This is a genomic window from Capnocytophaga periodontitidis (assembly GCF_016126015.1).
GTDB classification, from domain to species: Bacteria; Bacteroidota; Bacteroidia; order Flavobacteriales; family Flavobacteriaceae; genus Capnocytophaga; species Capnocytophaga periodontitidis.
On sequence record NZ_JAEFDB010000012.1, the window covers coordinates 1 to 23,996 of the forward strand.

15 protein-coding genes and 1 pseudogene are annotated in these 23,996 nt (G+C 39.7%); all 16 read right to left on the reverse strand.

The window, feature by feature from the left end; all coding sequences use genetic code 11:
• A pseudogene (locus tag I7X29_RS15510) lies at window positions 1-332 on the reverse strand (hypothetical protein); the annotation flags it as partial.
• A gap of 47 nt (window positions 333-379) precedes the next feature.
• On the reverse strand, window positions 380-952 hold the full coding sequence (locus I7X29_RS13030; protein ID WP_225883757.1) for a hypothetical protein: 573 nt from the start codon (window positions 950-952) through the stop codon (window positions 380-382).
• A 37-nt stretch (window positions 953-989) separates the two neighbouring features.
• Complete coding sequence (locus tag I7X29_RS13035; protein ID WP_198475260.1) at window positions 990-1,607, reverse strand: hypothetical protein; 618 nt, start codon at window positions 1,605-1,607, stop codon at window positions 990-992.
• A 47-nt stretch (window positions 1,608-1,654) separates the two neighbouring features.
• On the reverse strand, window positions 1,655-2,203 hold the full coding sequence (locus I7X29_RS13040) for a hypothetical protein (RefSeq protein WP_225883758.1): 549 nt from the start codon (window positions 2,201-2,203) through the stop codon (window positions 1,655-1,657).
• Window positions 2,197-3,603, reverse strand: coding sequence for a polymorphic toxin type 23 domain-containing protein (locus I7X29_RS13045; protein ID WP_198475262.1), 1,407 nt, complete (start codon window positions 3,601-3,603; stop codon window positions 2,197-2,199). The genes I7X29_RS13040 and I7X29_RS13045 overlap by 7 nt, the downstream gene beginning before the upstream one ends.
• Before the next feature lie 287 nt (window positions 3,604-3,890).
• Window positions 3,891-4,103, reverse strand: coding sequence for a hypothetical protein (locus tag I7X29_RS15515; RefSeq protein WP_225883759.1), 213 nt, complete (start codon window positions 4,101-4,103; stop codon window positions 3,891-3,893).
• 237 nt (window positions 4,104-4,340) lie between these two features.
• Window positions 4,341-4,811 carry a hypothetical protein gene (locus I7X29_RS13055; RefSeq protein WP_198475264.1) on the reverse strand — a complete coding sequence of 157 codons (471 nt, stop codon included), beginning with the start codon at window positions 4,809-4,811 and terminating at the stop codon, window positions 4,341-4,343.
• Window positions 4,799-11,200, reverse strand: coding sequence for an RHS repeat-associated core domain-containing protein (locus tag I7X29_RS13060; protein ID WP_225883760.1), 6,402 nt, complete (start codon window positions 11,198-11,200; stop codon window positions 4,799-4,801). The genes I7X29_RS13055 and I7X29_RS13060 overlap by 13 nt, the downstream gene beginning before the upstream one ends.
• Window positions 11,201-11,216: 16 nt before the next feature.
• A complete protein-coding gene (locus I7X29_RS13065; RefSeq protein ID WP_088593907.1) occupies window positions 11,217-11,660 on the reverse strand; it encodes a T9SS type A sorting domain-containing protein in 444 nt (147 codons plus the stop codon).
• Between the two features lie 146 nt (window positions 11,661-11,806).
• Window positions 11,807-14,584 carry a hybrid sensor histidine kinase/response regulator transcription factor gene (locus I7X29_RS13070; protein WP_198475266.1) on the reverse strand — a complete coding sequence of 926 codons (2,778 nt, stop codon included), beginning with the start codon at window positions 14,582-14,584 and terminating at the stop codon, window positions 11,807-11,809.
• Between the two features lies 1 nt (window position 14,585).
• Window positions 14,586-15,464 (reverse strand): carbohydrate kinase family protein, encoded by an 879-nt coding sequence (locus tag I7X29_RS13075; RefSeq protein WP_002673142.1) that lies wholly within the window; start codon window positions 15,462-15,464, stop codon window positions 14,586-14,588.
• 191 nt (window positions 15,465-15,655) lie between these two features.
• A complete protein-coding gene (locus I7X29_RS13080; RefSeq protein WP_198475268.1) occupies window positions 15,656-16,822 on the reverse strand; it encodes an MFS transporter in 1,167 nt (388 codons plus the stop codon).
• 67 nt (window positions 16,823-16,889) lie between these two features.
• Window positions 16,890-19,106, reverse strand: a complete 2,217-nt coding sequence (locus I7X29_RS13085) for a GH32 C-terminal domain-containing protein (protein WP_198475358.1) — start codon at window positions 19,104-19,106, stop codon at window positions 16,890-16,892.
• Window positions 19,107-19,469: 363 nt separating this feature from the next.
• Entirely contained in the window at window positions 19,470-20,927 is a 1,458-nt protein-coding gene (locus tag I7X29_RS13090) for a glycoside hydrolase domain-containing protein (protein ID WP_198475360.1), read from the reverse strand.
• A 12-nt stretch (window positions 20,928-20,939) separates the two neighbouring features.
• The gene (locus tag I7X29_RS13095) at window positions 20,940-22,316 is read right to left on the reverse strand and encodes a DUF4960 domain-containing protein (protein WP_198475270.1); all 1,377 of its coding nucleotides are present in this window, start codon (window positions 22,314-22,316) and stop codon (window positions 20,940-20,942) included.
• Window positions 22,303-23,976, reverse strand: coding sequence for a RagB/SusD family nutrient uptake outer membrane protein (locus I7X29_RS13100; RefSeq protein WP_198475272.1), 1,674 nt, complete (start codon window positions 23,974-23,976; stop codon window positions 22,303-22,305). Before I7X29_RS13100 ends, I7X29_RS13095 begins: the two co-directional genes overlap by 14 nt.
• Between the last annotated feature and the right edge of the window lie 20 nt (window positions 23,977-23,996).

The following is a 23,996-nucleotide window of genomic DNA, read 5'->3' on the forward strand; positions in this document are numbered from 1 at the left end:
TAATCTTCTGAGGTATAGTAGTACAAAGTATCATTATCTGCTAATAATTCCTTTTCAAAATTAGCCTTACTAATCATTCTCCAACTTGTAGCACAAATCCCATCAGGAAAAAATCTCATATACTTAGAAGAGCAATTTTTATTGCATTCTATAGATATAGAATCGCAGTAACAAATCTTATAAATTCCATTGAATTTCACAACAGAATTTTTGCTATAATCTGTATGAGAGTCGTAGCAATAGAAAAAGTTCTTGCTTACTCTTTTAGGGATATAATCGGCACAAGAGACAAGCAGTACGCAAGCAATTAATATTTTAAATATCTTTATCATAATGAATAAGGATTATGAGTTCTGTATTACACTAAAAAACATTAAGTTTACCAATCAGGTTCCCAACCTTCTAAAAGTTCTTTAGGAACATTCCTTTTTACATAAATTTCTCCAATATTATTACCTCCGAAAATATTTATAGAGTCATTATATATAGTTCCTTTTCTATGATTGACTTGCATAGTAGAATAAGCTCCTATAGTTGAAAATTTAATTTCTATTTTATTGTCATTCTCTTTAACATAATAATAGCCCATTTCTGCTTTTTGAGGGTTAAAAAAAGATCTTTGTAAATTTAGCGATTCTTGCTTAGATAGTATAAACACCCCTACTTTATTCTTACTATAAAACTTTAAATAAGTAGTAGTAGGAAGATAAGGTTCTCCTTCTTTTTCAATAATACGAATGTTTTTGGGTTTTGTACCACATAAAGAAGTCGTATATAAGTAAACTACTTCTGATTTATACAATGCCATTGTATCTATTTTGCTATAATCAGTATTTTCAGGTAAAGGTCTTATTTTTCGTCTTGGTAAGCCATATTCACTTGTATTCCCTATATACCAACAAGCAGTAGTAGAAAGAAATAAAACTAATAATATGATGATTTTTCTTACCATAATGTAAAAGTATTATAAGTTCTGTACTGAAAACTTTCTATTTCCATTCAACTAATTTCCTTGGGATTTTATTATATATTTTATCAATGGGGTAAACTTTAAAGTTATATGTTTTAGGAATCTTATATATTGTATCGTTATTAGTTTGGTAATCTTTAAAATAGAAAAAATCAATCGTCGTAGAGTCTGTTACAATGCCTTTTTCTTCTACTAAAAAATAGTCGCCAAAACTGTTATAAAACCACTTTACAACTATAGTATCATTTTGAATATGATATTTTCCCCAATTCCAAATATGATAATTTCTATTACTTTGTTTATCAGTTTCTTCTAAAAACTCATTTATATTTTTATCTAACATATATTCTGAGGCTTTAACAGCACATTCCTTCTCTATTAAATCACCACAGTAATCTCCAAAACCATTTTTGACAACATAGGTATATCCATTATCTAAAAAGAGTTGCATATTGATATATACACCTTTTTGTCGCATATATTCTTTATCAAGATTGTAAACATGATAATAATATCCATTTGTTCTTAATTTTCTTTCGTTGGGTGTATCACTAAATACAAAAGATTTTTTATTATAAATAACACTACACGCACACAGACAAATGAATAAAAATACAGAAATAATAATTTTTACCATAATGTAAAAGAGTTATAAGTTTTGTATTACGCTAAAAAATATTAAGCTTACCAATCAGGTTCCCAGCCTTCTAAAAGTTCTTTAGGAACATTCCTTTTTATAAAAATATTACCATAGAAATTATGATGTCTTATATCTATAGAATCATTATATATAAAACCTTTTTTTCTACTAATATGCAAGGTAGCATTACCAATAGTTGAGATTTTAGTTTTAATTTTATTACCTTCAATATAGTAATACCCCATTTTGGCTTTTTGAGGATTAAAAAAACACCGTTGCAGATTTAAGGTATCTTGTTTAGATATTACAAAAAGACCTAATTTACCTTTACTATAGAATTTTAAATAACTTATGTAAGGATAAGAGTCGTTTTCTTTTTTTGTAAAATCGTTTATTTTCTTTTCTAAACTATTGTAAAAATAGTAGCTATCCAATTTATACAATGCCATTGTATCTATTTTGCTATAATCAGTATTTTCAGGTAAAGGTCTTATTTTTCGTCTTGGTAAGCCATATTCACTTGTCTTCCCTATATACCAACAAGCAGTAGTAGAAAGAAATAAAATTAATAATATGATGATTTTTCTTACCATGATGTAAAAGGATTATAAGTTCTGTATTGATAAAAAGGTTTCCAATCCCAAGATTGGTTTTCAAAACTCATTTGACGTTTATCCAGTATTGATTTACCTCCAAACCAAGGGATTCTAAAATTATGAAATGTTTGAGTTTGAATAGCGTCTCTTACCATTTCACTATTACCTCCTACACGCCAACCTCCATACCCAATGGTTAAAGCTCCTAAACGGTATTTTTCTTTTGCTTCTAAAACTGCCCCATTAGGTAATTTTCTACCATATTCATCAATACACATTGGATCTCTGTGCTTAGAAATACTTCCATTTTCATTATCATAATCTCTATATCCTGTAAAAAGATTAAAGCCAGTTGTAAAATTACCTATACTCATATTTAGAGCTGCTGTTCTATAGCTATCTCCATCATCACCTAAGAATCCTATAGAGCCATCATTCTCATACATTAGTTTAAAATCGCCACTTCTAAATCCTATCATCCCTGTTCTTTGTGAAAAATCACCTGACCAAGCATTAGTGCCTAAACTAACTCCGGTAGTACCATCATCCCAAGAGGCCATTATAGAATTGCGTACTTCTATAGCATTTTTGCCAAACCCATAATAATTATTATATGCCATTATTCCTACTCCAGCTGAAAAGCCCCAATTACCATCGTTATAGCCTACTGCAAAATTTGCCCCCATACCCGAAGCATTGCCAAAAGCTACAGCTAAAGATAGGCTTATATTCCAATCTCCTATAGGAAAATTGACACTTGGTAACATAGAAGATACTGCTCCTGTAGCTATACCATTGGCAATAGATTCAGCCGTCAGCACTGCTGTTGATCCTAAAGCTCCCGTAATAGCACCTCCTACAGCTCCTCCTAAAACTGACAGTCCAAAACTTCCCCAAGACCAAGAGTCGTTAATAGCAGCACTTACCGCATAACTTGAAGCACCTATAATAGCACCAATAATAACCGCTGCCCAGAAAAACTCCCCATTAGGGTCAGTATAGAGTAGGGGGTTGTTCAAGCAGTACCCATATCTATTAAAGTTCTGCGTGTTAAAAGGGTCTTGTACAAAGTTATCGGGTTGTAAGAAGCGGTGTAGCGCAGGGTCGTACAAGCGTCCGTTCATATGTATAAGTCCTACCGTTTGCAGGTGTTCGTGCCCTGTAAAGCCTCTATCTAATAATGTTAAACCTTGTAACACTTTTCCCGCTCCATCTTCTACTTTTATGGGTTGCCCCCAAGGGTCAAAATGGCGTCTTTCAGCTATATTGCCGTTCTCATCAGTGAGCATTACAATGCTTCCGAGATAGTCGCGGTGTAGGTAATAGAGCTTTTGCGTTTCACCGTCCGAAATGAGTATCGCAGGAGCACTATAGGCGTCACCGCCTAAGTAAAACACAAACTTGGTGCTGTTATCGGTTTTGTTACATACTACTTCTACACTACCGTCGTGGCTGTAGTGTTTTAGTAGTGGGCGTTTGGCTTTCTCTACTTCGGCATTGCCGTAATAGCAGTGCGAACGCTCGCCAAAAGCGTTGTATATTCAAGAGAAAATAAATTTTATCATTCTTTACATTTTTTCTTTTCTTTCATTATTTGTTACCCGTACTTGATATGTATTATTTACGTAAAAGATATAATCATACTTTTCGTATCCTTCAAAAATAGTGTTATGTTCATAATTTTTTAAATATTCTCACATTCTAAAACTTTTACATAATCATTTACTTTTTTCTTAGTTATATCTCCATTTATTTCAGGATTAGCTAACTCAAAAATAAATTCTTGTATCAGCGAAGGAATTTCTATATCATCTCTACATTCTACCAGATTAGCCCACTCTTCTAATTCATCAGTTGATATATCCCCTTTGATGTATTTTGTTAAAACAAAAATCATAGACTGTGTATCTATTTTGACAATAGGTGACACACTATCCCAAGAATATTTAGAAAGTTCTTTTTTTTATATCTCGGGGCTTACCTCTTAAAAGAATTAAGTCTAAAAGTAACTGTTTCCTGTCTGTCATCATAATTTTGATTTTACGTGAATAATATCTCCTTGTGCTGAAAGCGTACATCTCATAGCTACCACATTCTTTTCAGTTCAAATAAAAACCATAGTAAAAATTCTCTTTTAAATTAAATAAGGAGGAATCTCTTCCCATTTGTAACCATAGATATCATCGGCTAAAATTTTATTTATTTTATCTAATGAATAGGCGCATTCATCACCATTATTAAAGAATAGACATTTACTATCGTTTGTTTGCAACATAATGTAATAGATTACTTGCTCTTCTGTATAAAGAGTTTTTCCTATGCCAAACTCAATATTTGTAATTTTATCTCCTATTAATTTTGATAAAGAGGAATTACTACCTATTCTTTGTATAGTATATGCTTCATATTTAATATTGTTCTTATCTTTCCAATAATTCCCTATTGAAAAAAGCAATGTTTCTCCCACATCAGAAGCCAAGATACTAATAGATTTTTCACTGTCCAAGTGTTTGAGGTTTAAATGCAATTCTAAAAGTATTCCTTCTAAAGTTACTTCTATTATATTGCATATTTTATAGTCTTTTATTTGTTCTATCGTTGCCATATAGTTGTAGCGTTATTAAAATGTTTATTACCAGTAGCATTTTTTAATATTGTGATCATTGTCCCATCTGACCTTGTAACAATAACATGTCGTCCATTAGAATAAAATAATGCATTATAAAAACCTCCAGAATCAGGATTACCCCAAGTTCCCTGACGTATTGTACTTGCATTTTTATAAATATAATTAGCTATTTTTCTCATTGCACCTAATTGAGTCTTTGTTAAGGCTATCCCTTTCTCTCCAATTCCCCATTGATAAGCGTGTTGAGCCAATTTATTATCAGCTAATTTAAGTCCAGGAGTTAAAAGTTTAAGATTTTCATCAAGAGGTCTTATAGGAATTAACTTAGGTTGTTGTATTTCTAAAGATACTGAAGTTGGAGCTTTTAGTTCTAAATTACCTGTTATGTTATTTTCTACATCTAAATGAACACCCATTGGTGTTGTTTCTAAAGTTTGAACAGGTTGAGGAATTTCTCGTCCTGTCCAAATATTATGCCCTTTAGGGGTAGTAAGAGCTCCTGTAGCTCCTCCTAATATAGCTCCTCCTACAAAACCAGACAAAGCTCCCCATCCTGCACTGCTCCAAAACATCCCATCCCCTCCGGGTAATAACGACATAAAACCACCACTTATTGCTCCTCCTACGAATCCACTAGCTGCTCCTACAGCTGCTCCTCCTACTATTCCACCAGTAATTCCATAAGTAGCTAATCCTGTTGCCGCTAATCCTCCTACATAAGTAGCAGCGGCTCCTGAGACCCCGCCTATCAGAGCTCCTCCACCTATACCAAGCCAAGTATTTCCGCTACTATAATCCCACCTAAAAGGATTGTATGTACCATTGGCTTGAGAACCTCCTATATAAGCACCTACTACAGCGCCTACTATAGCACCTACTATGATAGCTGTTATAATAAACTCTCCATTCTCATCTACATACACCAGTGGGTTGTTCAAGCAATAGCCATACCTATTAAAATTCTGTGTATTAAAAGGGTCTTGTACGTAGTTGTCGGGTTGTAAGAAACGGTGTAAGGCTGGGTCGTACAAACGAGCATTCATATTGATAAGCCCTACGGTTTGCAGGTGTTCGTGCCCTGTAAAGCCTCTATCTAATAAGGTGAGTTTGTCTAAGGTATTGCCTGCGCCGTCTTCTACTTTTATGGGTTGTCCCCAAGGGTCAAAATGGCGTCTTTCAGCGATGTTGCCGTTCTCATCAGTGAGCATTACTATAGAACCTAAGTAATCTCTATGTAAGTAATAGAGTTTTTGCGTTTCACCGTCCGAAATGAGTATTGCAGGGGCACTATAGGCATCACCGCCTAAGTAAAGTATAAACTTGGTGCTGTTATCGGTTTTGTTACATACGATTTCTACACTACCATCGTGGCTGTAGTGTTTAAGCATTGGGCGTTTGGCTTTTTCTATTTCAGCATTACCATAATAGCAATGTGAACGCTCGCCAAAGGCGTTATATTTATAGCTTATCCGTTCTTTATCCTTTACATATATCTGCTCAGGAGCTTTGAAAGCGTTATACCTTACAGTGGGTAGTGGGTGTTTTTCTAAATACGTCTCACCTGCTTCGTTGGTGGTGAGCTTTTGTTGTTGGTAGCCATTACGTGTGTATTCATAGGTACCAATGGCACTGTTTTCGGTAATGCGACCCCGTTCGTCGTATTGGTGGGTGGCATTGCCCCAGCGGGTGAGGCGGTCGGTGGTATCATACGCAAATTCTTCTTTTTGGTTATAAAAACTATAAATGCGATGATTGAGTAGCCCTCGTTGTGGGTTGAAATCGTATTGCAATACGTTTAGTGGGGTATCTTCCCTTTGTACGGTTTGTGTTTTAGGGAAATGACTGTTGTAGTCTAAAAGTTCTTTGGTTTTGCCTTTGTAGAGGCTCAATGGCTGTCCGTACTCATTACTTTCGGTCAGTTTCCAAAGAGTTATCCCCTTATCGTCCTTCATCTCCACAAGTTCGCCATTTTGGTAGCGGTATTGCACGGCACTGCTCACACGTTTACCTGCCGTTTGGGCGGTAGTGGTTTCTTGTTGCACACGTCCAAAGGCATCATAAGTATAGTTTTTAGTAAATACTGCTTGAGGGTTGGTCTCGGTAGTTTGAACCAATTGTTTGAGTCCGTTGTATTCATAGCGGTAACTGTCGTTATTGCCGTCTTTGTTTTGGTTGTCTATTTGGGTGAGCAATTTGTCGGCGTTATAGGTGTAGCGTATGTGCATATCGGTATAGTCTCCCGTGATATGTTTTTCGGTAAGGCGGTCGGTACCTTGCGCATAGTTAAAGGTAGTTTTTCCTTTAGGGGTAGTTTCTTCTGTGAGGTTGCCCCACGTGTCGTATTGATAGGTATATCGCCCTGCTGAGGGGTCGGTAAGGCTTGTTTTGCGTCCCCAACCGTCTTGGGTGATGCGTTGTACTGCACCACTATAGTCGGCTGTTTTTAGGTTGCCGTTAGCAAAGTAGGTATAGCGCACGGTACCCCCATTATCTTGGTGTTCTACGATGTTACCTTGCGCATCGCGAGTGCTTATGATTTGTTGCTGTCCGTCATCGGCAGTGGTTTTGAGTTTGTCGTAATTAAAGCGGGTAACTTTACCTTCGGGATTAGTGATAGTGGTAGGTCGTCCATATACATCGTATTCAGTACGTTTTACCTTTTGAGAAGCACCTCCTGCAAGGTGAGGAGTGCTTACAGCTACTTGTTGCCCTATGCCGTTGTACTGGTAGCTAATTGCATAACGGTTGTTGAAAGCATCGTTACTTTCTTTTTCTAACAACCAACCTAAAGTGTTATAACTCTCTGCACTATAAGTACCTTCTTCGTTTTCGGTAATGGTTTTAAAAATACTTCCGTTAAAGCTATAATGTGTTGTAGTTTTCTTACCTAAGAAATCTGTTGTTTGGATAGGTCTACCTGAAGAATCGTAGGTATATAGAGTAGTTTGCCCTAATGGAGAGGTTTTGCGTTCTAAGAGACCTTTGTTGTTATAACTGAACTTGGTTACTTGTCCTTCGTGGTCGGTATGGGAGGTAACCAATCGATGGGTAGGGTCATAGGTATAGCGTTCGGTGCGTTGCTCACCGTTTTCAGCAGTGGCGGTTTGCTCGGTTATGTTGCCGTACTGGTCATAGCGGTAGGCAGTGGTACGCCAAGCTGTACCATTGCCTTGAGTTTTATGGGTAGTGAGCAAGCCTTTGTCGTAAGCAAAAGCTTCGGCTGTGCTAAAACTATCGCCTGCCAAAGTGGTGGTCGTTTCTTTCTTTTGAGGCAAGCCTACAAAATACGGAGTTTCGCTTTTAGGCAAATAACTTATGCGCGTACTTTGGCTATAACCGTCGGTTTGGGTACGTTGTTCGGTAAGGTTTCCATCGGTATCATAAGTAAAATTATTGGTAGTCGTTAGTCCTGAAAGTTTATCTTCGGTGGTTTGTTGAGTAAGCTGAAGTTTGAAAACTTTGTTAGGACTGAGGGTATGGGTGTATTGGTAGGAGGTATGCTGTATATATCCTGTGGGGGTAAAAGGCGATGGGAGATCAAAATTCTCTTTAAATAGAAAATCTTCTATTGAGGCTCCTCTCAAGTGAGGATTCATTACTTTATATGTGTAAAGCACGTTTTCTTGAGTTTTATGTAGTTCGCACCACTTAGTGCTTGTTACTTTTGTAAAGCCTAAAAAACCTAAACCTTCTGTATTTGTAATAGCGTTATAATAACCAAAATAACGCATAGTTTTAGGAATGGTGATTCCTTCGCGTTCTAACTTATAAACCAATCGTACAGATTGCATATTCACAATAGCTACATAAGGATATGTTTCACTGTAAATTTCTGACCTATAGAAAGGATTGTTATCAATATCAGTATCAGAAACCATAGATTTATATGAAATTTTCTCTTGTAAACCTCCTTTGTAAACTTCTCTAAGCAAGACATCTTCCTTATTATTTTCTTGTAAAAGAACTGTTTCTATCAAATCTCCCGAAAAGAAAGAAATATCTATTACTTTATTGCGTTCATCTATAGCTGAAAAAATAATGTGAGCTGGAAGTCCATTAGTGAGTTCTTTAGAAGCTCCTCCTATAAAGAGATATTCTGCACCTTTTGTTTGATTGTTGAATAGTGTTATATTCCGAATATGGTCAGATTTAGCTTCTGGAAAATTAGTTTTTGTAGATTCGTACTGTATGATGTCTGTTTTGCCATCATTATTAATATCTACAGGGATTAGAGAATAATTTCTGTAGTAATAATCATAATGATAAATAATATCTCCTGTATAATGATCTACTCCATCTTCTACCTGCTCTTCCTCTTCAACTGTACTGGCATAAAATGTAAAATCAAAACTTCTTAATTTGTAATCAAATTCTTTTCCTGTATTAGTTAGTACAGCAAAAGTATTACTTTTATCAGCTGTTGGTAATAAAAAATCTAATTTACCATCTCCATTAAAATCTCCAGCTATAGGATGAAATACATTGGTTTTAATATAGCTATTATTGTATTTATACAATAAATTTAAATTCTGATTGTTATCCATCCCATAAACAAAAAGAGAACCATTGGTAATATGAATCATATCGGTTTTACCATCTCCGTTTGTATCCATTGTCCAAAACAAATCATCTGAAGAAGTTTTTTGTTGCATAAAACCTATCTGTTTTGAATAGTCTGTCTTTTTCCGTCCATCCAAATCAATCCAATACACACCGTTTCGATAATCGGTGAAATAATTACATTCTTCACAGGTAGGTATAGAATGAGTCTGATTTGGGCGGGGGAATTTTATGGTACAACTCTCTCTTTTTATAGGATATTCTATAGCAATAATATCAGTAAGTCCATCTCCATTAAAGTCTCCAGATAAAAATTTTAAATCTTTGTATGAAACACTTATTTTTCTAGGATTAACACGAGCACGTCCTCCTTCTTCTCTCCATTTTTGTCGCAAAAGATCACAGAATTCTCTCCCCCGTTCTATATAAGTAGGAAGTTTCCACTCTTTTACATCTTCACGAGATAAAGCTGTTTGGGAGGATTTTGTATAGGTATTAAAAATAACTTTATCTCCTTCTTGATGAGTAGTTATAAATCCTTGTCCATTAAATAACTTCCCTGTATTTGAAACAAATTTAGAAGCAAAAATATCATTGAAAGTGTAGCCTAATGGAAGATCTTCTGCGAGTTGGTAAGGACTTTTTCTAAAAATGTCAAAAATGTATATTTGCTTATAAGCATTATTTCCTTTCGTAGGATACATAATAAAATCAGTATAGTTATCTCCATCAAGATCTAATGAAACTATTGCTGAATTTTGATTATCAACTTTTTCTAATGCTACTTTCGATTTAAAATTTCTATTTTTAAATCCTTTTGCAGAATCCCAATATTTAAACTCTATGGGGGAGTATTCTTCTTCTCCTACTTTTTCTTGTATTGAAGTTAATCGGTTATACTCCAAACTATTAGTATTATAACTAAGTTTATAGTTTCTATAAGGAACATTATTATCTATTACATTAATCTGTGATAGTATTTTCCCATTTGTAAATTCCATACCTCCTATGTAGGCAACTTCAGGACGTGTACGATTATCATATTTAAACTCAATTTTTGTATTGTAGCCATATTCAATATGTTCAATGCGAAGGTGATTATTTTCTATAGTATAAAAATATCGTATGCTCACTCCTTGCGCATTCTCCCAGTAGCTTATGGCATATTCCATAGGTGACTGACTATTGTTATCTTTGCCATAATAGGCTTTAGAGCCATCGGGATAGAGCACCTCGAAGTAATCGGGTCCAAAAGCTGAATTTTTGCTTCTACCTACCGCTTTGATACGCAGTTGTGAAAAAGTCTCTGTTTCGTAGACCGCTCCACTCTCACCGTGGGTACCTTCTTTAAGCATCAATCGCTGTCCGTCCAACGCAAACTGGTCGGTATTAGTGAGGTTTACCTCAGTAATCTTGCCGTTGTGGTACATTGTACTACCTACGCGACTTATTACTGATAAGCCTGCGAGATGCCAGCCATAGCCTGCTATCCCATTACCACTTTGACTATTATAGGTAAGTGCTAAGGTAGGTGCTACACCTCCAATACCTTGAGGTACGGCAATAGGCACGGTATACACTGCTGCGCCGCTACCCGATACACTCAATTCACCTGTAGTCAAACCAATCGTATTTGCTCCACTTTCTCGTGCCGTAATACTCCCTGAGGGTAGTTCGGTATAAGTAGGTTCATCTAAAGGTTCGGCATAAAACGAAGTACGTTCAATAGGTTGTAAAGGATAAACCTCTTGAGCTGTAAAGTTAAGAGAATAAAAAAGTGTTATGAGGAATAAAAAGCGTTTCATAGTAATATAGGTATTGTTATTTTTTTACAATTTTAAAGATTTTTTTGCTACCATCCGAGAATGTAGCCACCATAAAGTAATAGCCTGCTGACCAAGTGGAGATATTGATATGGTAAGGTTCTGTAGGTGGGAGGTTATCAATTTGTTGCATTAACTGTCCGTTGAGGGTGAAGATTGCTAAATGCGTGAGTGTACCATTTTCGCTGTGTTGCCAATAGACTCCTATCTGGTCGGTAGCGGGGTTAGGTACACCATAGAGTTGTACTTTTGAGTTATCGCTATTTGAAGATTTGAGATTATCAGGGAGTTCATCAAAAATTTCTTCATCAGTAGCTTCATCGGTTGCATTGAGACACAAGAGCGCACGGCGCTGGTTGCCAGCGCTATCGTACTGAAAACAGTACTCTTTTTGAGCGTAGATACTTAAAGTACCAAAAAAGAAGAGAAGATACTTTAACATTGTTTGGTAAGTTTGGTAATAATCGGCACAAAGGTAGGAATAAGAGATGAAATATGCAAGAAAATATGGGAAATATTTTCATAAATATATGTTTTTAAACTTAAAAAAAAGTTTTTTAGGTTAGATGCCTTTGATACAAAAAGTTATTACCTAATCCGTTCCAAGTACTCTGTCGGACTTTCGTTATAAAAATCTTTAAAGCATTTCGCAAAGTAGGAAGGAGAAGAAAATCCTACTTCATAAGCAACTTCCGAGATGCTCTTGGCTTTGCTGTTGAGCAATTGTTTGGCGTATTTTACTCGTATGGTGCGAATGAGTTCGTTGGGCGAATAGTCGGTGAGGGATTTGATTTTGCGGTATAGGTTAGAACGCGACAAGCCTAAGGCATCGGCAATTTCGTCTATATTCAGTTCGGGGTTGGCGATAGAGTTTTCAACATACTGGGTAAAATCGGTGATAAATTGTTGTTCTACTTTGCCTAAAGTCTCTTGTTTGGTTTCGTTTAGGAGGAAATTATTAAAGCTCTCACGTATCTTCTTACGGTTTTCTATGAGCTTACGCACCCGTGTTTTCAGCAGTTTTACGTTGAAAGGCTTGGAGATATAAGCATCAGCACCACTCTCGAAGCCTACTTGTTTCTGTTCGTCTAAAGCATAAGCGGTGAGCAAAATCACGGGAATATGATTAGTAGCCACGTTAGTTTTTATCAACTGACATAAATCAAAGCCATCAGTCTTGGGCATCATCACATCGCTGATTACTACATCGGGGAGGTGCTTTTTAGCGACTTCAAAGCCTTCTTCTCCATTTTCGGCTTCTATAAGATTGTAGTTATCACTGAGGATATAGCGAATAAACTGGCGCATATCCTCGTTGTCTTCCACAATCAGTACGGTAGGTTTCTCTGGAGCTGAGGATGCAGCTGTTGGCAGTTTGAGTTTCTCGGCAGATGCTGGCAATGAAGGCAATAAATCGAGGTGGGTTTCGATGTAATTGCTGTCGTATACTGTTTTTGCCGATATTTGTTCTTGGGTGAAAGGCAGGCGAATGAGGAAGGTTGTCCCCTCGCCTTCTGTACTCTCCACGTTGATAGTACCGTTGTGTGAGGCTACTAAGGCTTGTACCAACGCCAAGCCAATACCCGAACCTTCGCTATCGGGATTTATTTTGTAGAAGTGTTCAAACACCTCATTTTGCTTGTCTTTTGGGATATATGAACCGCTATTGAACACACGTAGCACAGCTACTCCTCCTTTGGAGGGGGTTAGGGGGAGGTCTTCTTTTTCTAACGACACGGTGATACTTCCTTCTTGAGGTGTGAACTTCAGCGCATTAGAAAGCAGGTTGAAGTAGATTTTCTCTACTTTTTCCTTATCAAAAGCCATTTCAAAAGAAGTATCTTCGGCAAGAAACTGAAAGTTGAGTTTCTTTTGTTTGATACGGTCACTAAAAAAAGAATTGAGTTCAGTAAGAAACCGTTTTAAGTTGCCCTTAGTGAAGTACATTTGCATCTTGCCATTCTCATAACTGCGGAACTCAATTACTTCGGAAATAAGATGCAAAAGTCGGTTGCTGTTCTTTTTGATGAGGAATAACAAGTCTTGTTCTTCTTTGGGGAGTGAATTGTGAGCCAAAAGCGTCTGCACAGGACCTAAGATAAGCGACAACGGTGTTTTGAACTCGTGAGAAATATTGGTAAAGAAGAGTAATTTGGCTTGGGTAGCCTCTTCTAATTGCGTCGAGATTTCCTCTAAGCGTTCTTTCTGTTGTTGCAATTCGGTAGCCTGACGTTTGATTTCTTCGTTTTGTTTTTCTAACAGATTATTTGCACGACTCTTGGTGCGATATGCTCTGATAGCTATTGCCAAAAATATAGTAATCAAACCAATAGCAGTAATTGAAATATAGAAGAGTGTACGCTGAGTAGTATGCTGAATAAGGCTCTCACTCAGCTGCTGATTGATATCCTCTATCTTAGCTTGTTTTTGGGCAATTTGCTCTGTTTGCAACTGTAAAATACGCACGTTACTCTTATCTACCACTGCGGTATTGAGGATATTTTCGCGCTCAAAAGGTTGTTTATGGAGTATTTTCATTGCAAGGTCAATAACCTTTTCACCTCCCGTAGGATAGATAAACGACGCGTCTTGCACGTTGTTCTCTATATTGCTAATTCCTTCTTGTTGTAGTGCATCTACCCCTATGATAAATGGTATCTTACCGTTGAATTGCATCGCTGCTTCGTGAGTACCCGCTGCCATTGGGTCATTCATTGCAAACACAAGGTCGATATTGGGGTGTTGCTGAAAAAGTTGTTGCATTTGCACTTTGGCATCTGCTTTGAGGAAGTTGCCCCAGGTCTCGGCTACTATTCGCACCTCAGGAGCATTTTTAAGGGCATCTACAAAGCCTTTATGGCGTTCCGCATCGGAGGTTGAGCCTCTGGTACCTCGCACTTCGGCTATATTGCCTTTACCTTTGAGAATACCTATTGCATAGTGCCCCGCTTCTTTTCCTATTTGGTAATTGTTAGCTCCCACATAGGCAGTATAACTCTCAGTAGCGATTTTCCTATCTACCAAAATCACGGGAATACCCTGCTGGTAAGCCTTTTCAACCACAGGAGTACAGGCTTCCGATTCATTAGGTGAAACGACGAGCACATCTACCTTTTGTTCTATGAACCACTCTATATCAGCGATTTGTTTGGGAGTATCGTCTTTCACACTGCGAATGAGCAACTCAGCATTGGCTTGGTAAAGGGCTACTTCGCGTTTTAGCTCCTCGTTCATCGTTTGTCTCCAAAGGTCTTCACTGCACTGTGACACCCCTATCACATAACGGGGGTTTCGCTCCCTTTGGCAAGCTAAGCAAGCAAAGAGAGCGAAATATAAAAAAAGTATATGATACTTCCTAAAAGTCATTTTATCTAAACAACTCTAAATGAGCATCGGCAAGGCGAGGCATCGCACCGTGTTGCTGACATACGTAAGCCGATACTTCTACCGCCAATTGATGCGATTGGGCAATACTGCGACCATTGAGGTAAGAGGCTACAAAGGCAGCCGTGAACGAGTCGCCAGCTCCTACCGTATCGGCGATGGTAACCTTAGGTGTCCCTAAGAACGATTTTTCATTAGGCGTAAACACATAACTACCTCGTGTGCCTTGCGTTAAGATGAGGAATTTGAGGTTGTATTTCTCCAATAGGCGCTTACATACCTCTTCATCAGTTCCTTGTAAATTGAACATTTCAGCTACTTTCACTATCTCCTCATCGTTGATTTTTAATGCGGTTGCCTTGTCTAACGAATCGGCAATTACCTCTTTGCTGAAGTATTTCAAGCGGAGGTTGATATCGAATACTTTTAAACTCTCGGCAGGCATCAAATCTAAGAACTTGTGGATAGTGGCACGCGATATTTCACTGCGCTGTGCTAATGACCCAAAGCACACGGTATTAGTGTTCTTTGCTAAGTTCTCAATACGCGAAGAGAATGGAATATTGTCCCACGCTACATTTTCGCTAATCTCATAGGTAGGCACCCCACGACCGTCTAACTGTACTTTTACAGTACCTGTGGGGAAATCAGTCTTCTCAATGATGTAGTTGAGTTCTTTTTCTTCTAAACTTTTTAGTATTTCCTTACCGAGGAGGTCGCCCCCAATGGCACTCACAGCATAGCCGTTGAAACCAAATTGCGACACGTGGTAAGCGAAATTAGCGGGCGCACCACCTAATACTTTTCTTTCAGGGAAAACATCCCAAAGGATTTCTCCCAATCCTACTACTGTATTTTTCATTGTATGTTATGTTATCCTCTCCCCTGCCCTGCCCTTGGGGGGAAGGAGGCAAGAGTATTGTTGTTAATTCTTTTTCAGCGTACAAAGTTATAAATTCTTTTTGAGATTTCCTACTAATAGTAATAAATACTATCAGTCATCAAACCTTTCTGACTAATCCGACTTATACAATTTGTAGGGCTCTCTAACGACTAAGTGTTAGCATTTGCTTTGAGTCGGGTGCTCATTAGCAATAGGTATAATACTCCTATGCTGAGGACAATAAGGGCACCTATCTGTGAGCCGTTCATCGCATCGGAGGCTAAGCCCATTGCAAAAGGGAAGATAGTACCGCCAAAGAGTCCCATAATCATCAAGCCTGATACTTCGTTTTTCTTAGTAGGGTTCTGCAAAAGGGCTTGCGAGAAGATGATTGAGAATACATTGGAGTTACCAAAACCTACCAAAGCAATGGCGATGTAGAGCATTGTTTTATCACTGAAAAAGAACAGTATCGCCATTGAGGCTACCATACAAAGCACACTAAGGGTGAAGAAACTCTTAGGTGATACTTTGGTGAGAATATAAGCTCCTGACAGACATCCTATGGTACGGAACAAGAAATACCAGCTGGTGGCAAAAGAGGCTTGGGTAGTGGTAAGCCCTAAACGTTCCATAAAGATTGTAGGGGCTGAGGCATTAACTCCTACGTCTATCCCTACGTGGCACATAATACCTATGAAACACAAGAGTACATAAGGGTTGGCAAGCAGTGCAAAACACTCAGCAAAGGTGGCGTTTTTACTGTCGTTTTTCTCTTCTTCAATATGGGTAGCTCCAAGCCACAAGAGGGATACTACCGAAATAGCTACAAAGAGCAGGAAGAAGAGTCTCCAATCATTGAATTTATCAAAGCAAAAACTCATCAGCAAGGGGGCAGAAAACGAGGCTATCGCCTTGATAAACTGACCAAAAGTGAGTGAACTCGCGAGTTTGTCGCCTTTTACTATAACTGACATTAGTGGGTTTAGCGATACTTGCATCAGTGTGTTACCAATACCAAGCAAGGAGAAAGCTACCAACATAGTGGTATAATTGTAGCTGATAAAGGGCACTACCATCGCTAAGATAGTAATCACCAAGCTGAGGAGTACGGTTTTACGACGACCTATTTTGCTCATCAGTACGCCTGTGGGCACTGAGAAAAGCAAAAACCAAAAGAATACCATTGCAGGAAGTGCTTTGGCGGTGGTTTCGGTCAAGCCAAAATCGTCTTTTACAAAGTTAGAGGCGGCGCCTACAAGGTCTACGAAGCCCATACAGAAGAATGATAGGAGTACAGGTAATAAATATTTTAGATAGTTGTTATTCTGTTGCATACTATGAATATATTATTAGTCTCACGCACTTCCCTCTCCTTGGGAGAGGGGCAGAGGGAGAGGATTATTATTTCAATTTATAGACAGTTACATTGTTAAGAGTGAGGGTACCTTTGCTGGTATTGAAGCGGAGGGTATTGTACACTTCGGTAGGGAATACAGCATTGGTTTGTACTACTTCGCCGTTGTTCACAAAGAGCTCGGTTGAGGCTTTGTCTACCAATAAGCGTACAGTATAGCTTTTCTTAGCTACCATTGGTGCTTTGATGAGCGTTTCGGCGAAGTTAGCATTGAAGGCTACACTGCTCTTACTGCGGTCTACCGATAGGGTTTTATTAGCGCCGTCAAATAGATATTTGATAGTTTCACCTTTGGCATTCTCAAGGGCGAATGAGAAAGCATCAGTTTCGTTAGGGGTTACCGTGAAAGTGAGTTCATAAGCTCCTTGATTATTGGGCAAGAAGTTTTCGAAAGTTATGGCATCGGAGGTGTTGGTACGTGTTTTATCACCTAAAAGTACCGCTTCACGACGCAAACTCTCCAACTCTTTTACGGGCTCACTGGCTACTACCAAATGCTCGCCATTATGCACCAAACGCAAAGCGCGGGCAACAGTCATCGCGCTACGGAAGTTTTGAGTAGGGATTTCATTGGCGTAATCCCAGTTGCTCATCCAGCCTATGAAGAGACGACGACCATCGGTGGCGGGGACATTACTCCACGTTACACCTGCATAATTATCGCGACCATAGTCTAACCAAAGTGGATAGTTCATAGTATCAGGGGTGAAGGTTTTGCCATCAAAATTACCGATAAAGTACTGAGTAGCACTTCCGCCGTTAGGCCCACCTGGGTTGATACTCACAAAGAGCACCCATTTGGTTTTTCCTTCGTAAGTAAGCGGGAAGAGATCAGGGCATTCCCACACGCCACCGTGTCCGCCTAAGCCTTCTCCAAACTCACTGAGGCGTGTCCATTCTTTGAGGTTCTTAGAACCGTAGAAGGTAATCGTTTGGGTAGTGGCAAGGCTCATCACCCATTGTTTAGAGGGCGCGTGCCAGAATACTTTCGGGTCGCGAAAGTCGATGATATTGGCATCGGTGAGTACGGGGTTGCCTTCGTATTTGGTGAAGGTTTTTCCGCCATCGAGGCTATAAGCAATAGACTGTGTTTGGCGTTCGCCTGCTGAGGTGAAAATAGCCACCATAGCGCCTTTGCCAAAGCCGGCAGTATTATCGTGGTCAATCACAACACTGCCTGAGAAAATCGCTCCTAACTTATCGGGAGCTAATACATAAGGCTTGTATTCCCAATTCACCAAGTCTTTAGAAACGGTGTGCCCCCAGTGCATATTACCCCAGCGCGCTCCGTAAGGATTGTATTGGTAGAAGAGGTGGAATACTCCGTCGAGGTATACCATTCCGTTAGGGTCGTTCATCCAGCCGTATTGAGGGGTAAAGTGGTATAGCGGACGGTATTTTTCGTTGTAGTTGAAGTTATATTCAGCCGACTGTTTGATTTCGGCTAAGCCTATATCGGTAGTTTTGGCTACTGCAAAAGTAAGGGTTACTTTTTTGCCCTTGTATGCCTCGATAGCGATAGGCACCCAGTAGTCTATTTTGTTTTGGGCAATGCGAATGGTCATTGGCTCGCCTATAAGGGTACCATCTACTGATAGTTGGACTTTGTTTTCGGTTGCTTGGTCTTCCACAGGAATGAGCAGGTACTTGTCTTTGGCTTCAAAGGTACGGGTGTAATCAGTCATAAAAACGCTTTTTTGTTTGTTGCCTTGTTCGATTTGGTCTATAAGGATGTGCCCCCAACCGCCGCGTTGGTTATCGACAATGCGGATAGTAGCTTTCTTGTTTTTATAGGCTTTGACATCCCAAGTGAGCCATTGTAGGGTTTCGGTTTCGTAGAGAGAACGCGTTTGTAGCACGCTTTTTCCGTCGACTAATAGCTCGATGTAGGTATCGGCGTGAGTGCCTCCCCCAATGAGGAAGTTGATGTAATCGCGCTCGATGGTGAACTCTTTTGAGGTAAGCGCTCCTCGAGAGTCGTCGCCGTTGTTGAAGCTATTGGCAAGGTGCTTGCCTTCAAAGCCTGTTACGGGCTGCTGACCGGTATAGCTACCCGTGGCGGGAGTCGCGCCAAAGGCGTCGCCTTCTACCGTCCAATTGGCATAAGTGCCTGATTCAAAGTCCTCGATGATGATATCATCGGTGTTTTGCTGGCAGGCAGTGAGTGCTAAGACTCCTAATCCTGCTATTAGTTTGTTATTCATATACTTTTTCATATCTCTTTTTATTTAAAAGATGGTACAAATATACATTATTTTTTTTTTGAATTAGCAAATAAGTAAACTAATTCCTCATCTTCATTCCCTCTCACTAAGGAGAGGGAGGAAGTTGAGACTTATAAAGTAATGAAAGTATCTGTTTTTGAGGTAAAAGATAAGATGTTTATACCCGTCCTTCGCCTTAGGTTCGCTTTAGCTTCGCCTTAGACTCATTTTTCCTTCGTCTTTTGTTCGTCTTTCCTTCGTCCTTCCTTCGTCTTTTGTTCGTCTTTTCTTCGTCTTTTGTTCGTCCTTTGTTCGTCTTAGGTTCACCCTTCCTCCTTTTACCTTTTATCTTTTACCTTTTACCTAAAAAGTAAAGTTTGCTGTACCGTTAGCAAAGATACCCCAAGGATTTTGGTTCATCTTGTAACAACGGATTGAAAGAGCTACTTCATCGTTCACATAGATTGCTGCTGCTGAGCCTTCTTGCACTATTTTCACAGTGTATTCCTTGCTGGCGTTCACGGGGAGTTTTATGCTATTGATGGTAGCATTGCCTCCGTCTCTAATTACGCGGTTGAGTTGCAACTCTCCTTTGTTGAGATTAATCGTTACGCGGTAGGTTTCATAAAGGTTACCGCAAGCGCCAAACATCACCCCAAACTCGGTGGCGGTATTGGCTTTTATTTTAGTAACTATCTTGTTAAACCCAGTGCCAAGGCGGTCGAACACACGGTTATTGTTGTCTAAGGCTATGTTGCCAAGTGAAGCAGATATGGCTTGCTTGCTATCAAAAGCGGTAGGCATTTTCACGTTAAGGGTACCATCGGCGTTTTGAGTGAGCTCGTGCACTGCCAATGAGCCTCCCCAGTGGTAAGCGGCGTTATCTTCATAATTGATACGTGATGGATTCCACCCCCATATATAGCGGTGAGTGCCGTCGGTAGCGGTTTTTCCGGCATAGAACACACGATCGTCTAAGTCTTGTTGTGCAGGGGTAATCCAATCGGTGCTTCCTACACGGCGGTATCTGTATTGCACACGGCGCACGCTTTCTTCGATGTTGGAAAATATCAAGTATTGGTAGTTTCCTTGTGTAAACACATCGGGGCATTCTACCATAAAGGCAGAAGGGTCAGTATAAAAGAAGGGAGTATTCGGGTCTTTCGTCCAATTCTTAAGGTCGGTAGAGGTGAATTGAGCTACAACAGCTTTCCAAACACCGCTTCCTATATCGGCACGAGTGCTGAGGAGCATCTTGTAGGCATTTCCTTCTTTAAATACAATAGGGTCGCGGAACTCATTGCGGTCATAGCCGTCGGGGGCACGAAAAGAGTTTTGGGTATCCTTTGTCCACGTTTTCAAATCGGTAGAAGTAGCCCAATAGATGATTTCTTTAGGGTCTAAATCGCCGTTATGCCCCGTATAGAAGGCGTAATAGGTATTGCCGTCTTTGAATACTGAACCTGTACCAAGGGCATCTTCGTGCGAACCATCGGATCCACAAGCAATTGCTTCACCATTATCGGTATAATTCACTAAATCAGTAGTGGTGGCACTATACCAAGGGTGGAAGGTTGCAGGTGCGGGACGTTGGTCGTAGAGGTAGAAGATATGAAATCTACCATTATCGTAGAACGGCATAGGGTCGCCTACCCACGCATTTTTGGGCTGGAAGAAATGTTTATAAGTACGACCGTAATCTTGTACGGCATAACAAGTAGCGGCATCGGGAGCTGCATTAGGGTCGTTACTACAATATTCTTTTTTTTCACAAGCTATTAGGGCGGTAGCGCAAAGCGCTAATGTAAGTGTTCTTTTCATCATCTTTATTTATTAATTTGCTAAATATTCTAAAGCGTTGGCAGTAAGCAATTCAATATTGCTTTTGTAGGTATTAGCGGGTGAATTATCTTCGTTATACCAGTCGTAGCCTTCAATACCTATACAAATGGTGCGACCTGCATTGCCACGTTTGGTATATTCAAAAATCGCTGCGCGGTTCATAGCATCATTCCAGTGGAAACTTGCTAATAACTTAGCACCACTGGCAGTTTGCCAGCCTGCTACATTATTGGCATAATCACCCCACTCAAAGTTCCATAAGGCGTTATGTGCTTTGGCTTTTACCCCTCTAGAGAGTAAGAAGGCGACATCGTTAGTACCTGTTTTCTTAGTCAATCCTTTGAAAAGTGGATGGCTTTCGTTGCCTTTATAGCAAATACCCCAGTCATCACCAATTGCAAATGGACTGTTGCCTTCTCCCCACATATTGTTTACCACTTTGCCGTCTAAGGCGATACCTAAATCGACTACGTACTGTACAGCCCAAGAAGACAATAAGAACGAGCCTCCAGCAGCATAGAATTGTTTCATCTTGTTTACAACGGCATCTGCTTTGGCTTCAGCAGGCAACTCTTTGTTGTTATCCCAATGCCACCAAATCACTTTGTAGTCGGTAAGATTAACTTTGCCGTCCTTGATGTCACTAAATGAAATGTATTTGGCGGTATCGTAGTTTTCGGCAAGCCAAGTGTAGGCAGCTTTCTCGTCTTCATTGGCGATAGCAGAAGCACTCTTAGCTGTACCTACAAAGGCAATAGGCGCAAAGTTTGTAGGTATAATCTCTACGTTATACGCAAAACTCTCACCGCGGTAATTCATAGTGTAAGTAACGCTTTGAGTGAAGTTTTGGGCAACTCCCGAAGCAGGGCTTACGGTAGCGTTAGGGGTAGTGCTAAAAGTAGGAGTTAGCGCAGTTACTGCTTCTCCTTTGGGATATTTCACACTTATTTTACCTGTACTGTGGTCGATAGTAGCTTTGTATTTCCCGATTACAAAGTTCTCTATCTTAGGGTACTGAGCGGTAACGGTATAATCCCAATAGAGGTTACCATTAAAGATGCGATACTTGACACCTTTACTCAAATCTACTCCTGTAGCACCTTTAGGCACTGAGGTAGCTCCCTCGGGCAAGCTAAGGGAGGTGGACATATTGGTAAGCGTAGCCGACCAAGGAGCGTAAACAGTAATGGTTTGTTTCTCCTCGTCGATGATTCCATCGATACCATTGGCTTGAAAGGCATTGATTTTAGCCTCTTTATCATTGATAAGTTCGCCTTCGTGTTTCTCGTCGCAGCTAAACAAGCCGAGCAAAGCTGCCATACCGAGGGCGAGTTTGTGTACTGTTGTTTTCATATTAGAATCCTGCATTTTGTTTGTAAATACCTTTTACGTACCCTATTTGGTTTTGTGGAATAGGGATGTACTCATTCTTGTTTTTAGTGAAATAAGCACTGCTAAATATTGCTGGGCGACGTGTTTTCTCTTTAGTGAAATAGTCGTTAAGCACTTGGTCGGCGATACCCCAGCGTACAAGGTCGAAGAAGCGACTGCCTTCCATAGCAAACTCTAAACGGCGTTCCCAACGGAGTGCTTTGCGCGCGTTTTCTTGATTCCAAGTGATATTTACGCCATCTTGGTATAAGGCAATATTAGCATTGGTAGCATAAGGAATCATAGAAGTACTTTGTTTGGCACGTTGGCGCACTTGGTTGATAAGTGGCAAGGCTTCGTTGCTACGGTTGAGCTCGATAAGGGCTTCGGCGCGCATTAGGAGTACATCGGCATAACGTATTACGATACGGTTCTTAGAATTACCTCGGAAAGGGTTGATATTGCGGAAGCAAGAGCAAGAAGGGTCTACATTTTCTTTGAGTGAAGCATAGAAGCCATATACGTTGCTATTGCGATTCCAGTCGTTTTTGTAAATCAACTCGGTGTTGTACTTATAAGGCAAGCCAGGTAAGGCAACGGTGTGGAACAAACGAGGGTCGGCTTTATCGTTAGCCGCATTATAATCGTTGTTGTTGAAGTTATCAAAATCGGGCAATCCATTCACTGTTTTGAAGGCGTTTACCAAATTCTGACTCGGTTTGTGGAAGTCACAGCAGCCTAACTTTTGTGGTGTAGAGAGTACATCACCCCAGTTGAGACTTCCGTATTGAGTACCATCGTCTACTGAGTATTGCACAGCAAAGAGCGACTCTTTACCATTTTCATAGCCCCCAGGAAGGAAGTTGAAGGCAAAGTCGTCTTCCAAACCGTAAGTAGAGCCTAACACAGCGCTGGTATAGGTGAGCACTTCTTGTAAATCTTGGCTGTTGATACTAGTTACGCTGTTGTTTTCACTTTGGCGATAGGCCTTGTACAAGTAAGTTTTAGCGAGGTAAGCCGCTGCTGCCCCTTTGGTTGCTCTACCTTTTTGTGCTTGAGTGGCAGGCAATAGGTCGTAAGCTTTCTTAAAATCGGCAGCTATCTTTTGCCATTGTTCATCGTTAGGCAAGGTGTTAGGGGTAGTTTCGTAGGCACTATCAGGAGTGTTTTCGTCTACGAAAGGTATATGCCCAAAAATGGTTTTAAGAATAAAGTAGAAGTGCCCGCGCAAAAAGTACATTTCGCCTATGCGTGATTGACGGTTAGGCACTTCGGCATCCGATGCTTGTTGTAGTGCTTTCAGTGCGGTATTGGTACGCGAAACAGCTTGATAACACATAAACCAGAACTTATCTGCTTCCGCATAAGTAGGGTCGATATTTTGAGCTATTTCGTAGAAGTGAAACACTTGAATATCACTCACATCCTGACCGCCTTTATAGGCATCATCGGCGCGTACGTTGCCATATATCCAAAGGCTAAAAGGTGTATCGTAGTGGTCGTTACCTAAAGCAGCATAGGCAGCGGTTGCAAGTCCATCGGCTTTAGAGATTGCCTCTTTTTCACTCATAATCCCTTGTGGATTATCGTCTAAAAAACTGCAGCTTGTTGTAAAAAGCGCTGCACATATCGCGGTGGTATATATTATCTTTTTCATTTGTCTGTTATTTTTAGTAG

Excerpts from the sequence above, each read along its gene's own strand:
- I7X29_RS13065 (WP_088593907.1), bottom strand. The coding sequence starts at position 11,660 with ATGTTAAAGTATCTTCTCTTCTTTTTTGGTACTTTAAGTATCTACGCT.
- I7X29_RS13095 (WP_198475270.1), bottom strand. The coding sequence starts at position 22,316 with ATGCAGGATTCTAATATGAAAACAACAGTACACAAACTCGCCCTCGGT.
- I7X29_RS13055 (WP_198475264.1), bottom strand. The coding sequence starts at position 4,811 with ATGGCAACGATAGAACAAATAAAAGACTATAAAATATGCAATATAATA.
- I7X29_RS13030 (WP_225883757.1), bottom strand. The coding sequence starts at position 952 with ATGGTAAGAAAAATCATCATATTATTAGTTTTATTTCTTTCTACTACT.
- I7X29_RS13060 (WP_225883760.1), bottom strand. The coding sequence starts at position 11,200 with ATGAAACGCTTTTTATTCCTCATAACACTTTTTTATTCTCTTAACTTT.
- I7X29_RS13070 (WP_198475266.1), bottom strand. The coding sequence starts at position 14,584 with ATGACTTTTAGGAAGTATCATATACTTTTTTTATATTTCGCTCTCTTT.
- I7X29_RS13085 (WP_198475358.1), bottom strand. The coding sequence starts at position 19,106 with ATGAATAACAAACTAATAGCAGGATTAGGAGTCTTAGCACTCACTGCC.
- I7X29_RS15515 (WP_225883759.1), bottom strand. The coding sequence starts at position 4,103 with ATGATTTTTGTTTTAACAAAATACATCAAAGGGGATATATCAACTGAT.
- I7X29_RS13040 (WP_225883758.1), bottom strand. The coding sequence starts at position 2,203 with ATGGTAAGAAAAATCATCATATTATTAATTTTATTTCTTTCTACTACT.
- I7X29_RS13090 (WP_198475360.1), bottom strand. The coding sequence starts at position 20,927 with ATGAAAAGAACACTTACATTAGCGCTTTGCGCTACCGCCCTAATAGCT.
- I7X29_RS13035 (WP_198475260.1), bottom strand. The coding sequence starts at position 1,607 with ATGGTAAAAATTATTATTTCTGTATTTTTATTCATTTGTCTGTGTGCG.
- I7X29_RS13080 (WP_198475268.1), bottom strand. The coding sequence starts at position 16,822 with ATGCAACAGAATAACAACTATCTAAAATATTTATTACCTGTACTCCTA.
- I7X29_RS13075 (WP_002673142.1), bottom strand. The coding sequence starts at position 15,464 with ATGAAAAATACAGTAGTAGGATTGGGAGAAATCCTTTGGGATGTTTTC.
- I7X29_RS13100 (WP_198475272.1), bottom strand. The coding sequence starts at position 23,976 with ATGAAAAAGATAATATATACCACCGCGATATGTGCAGCGCTTTTTACA.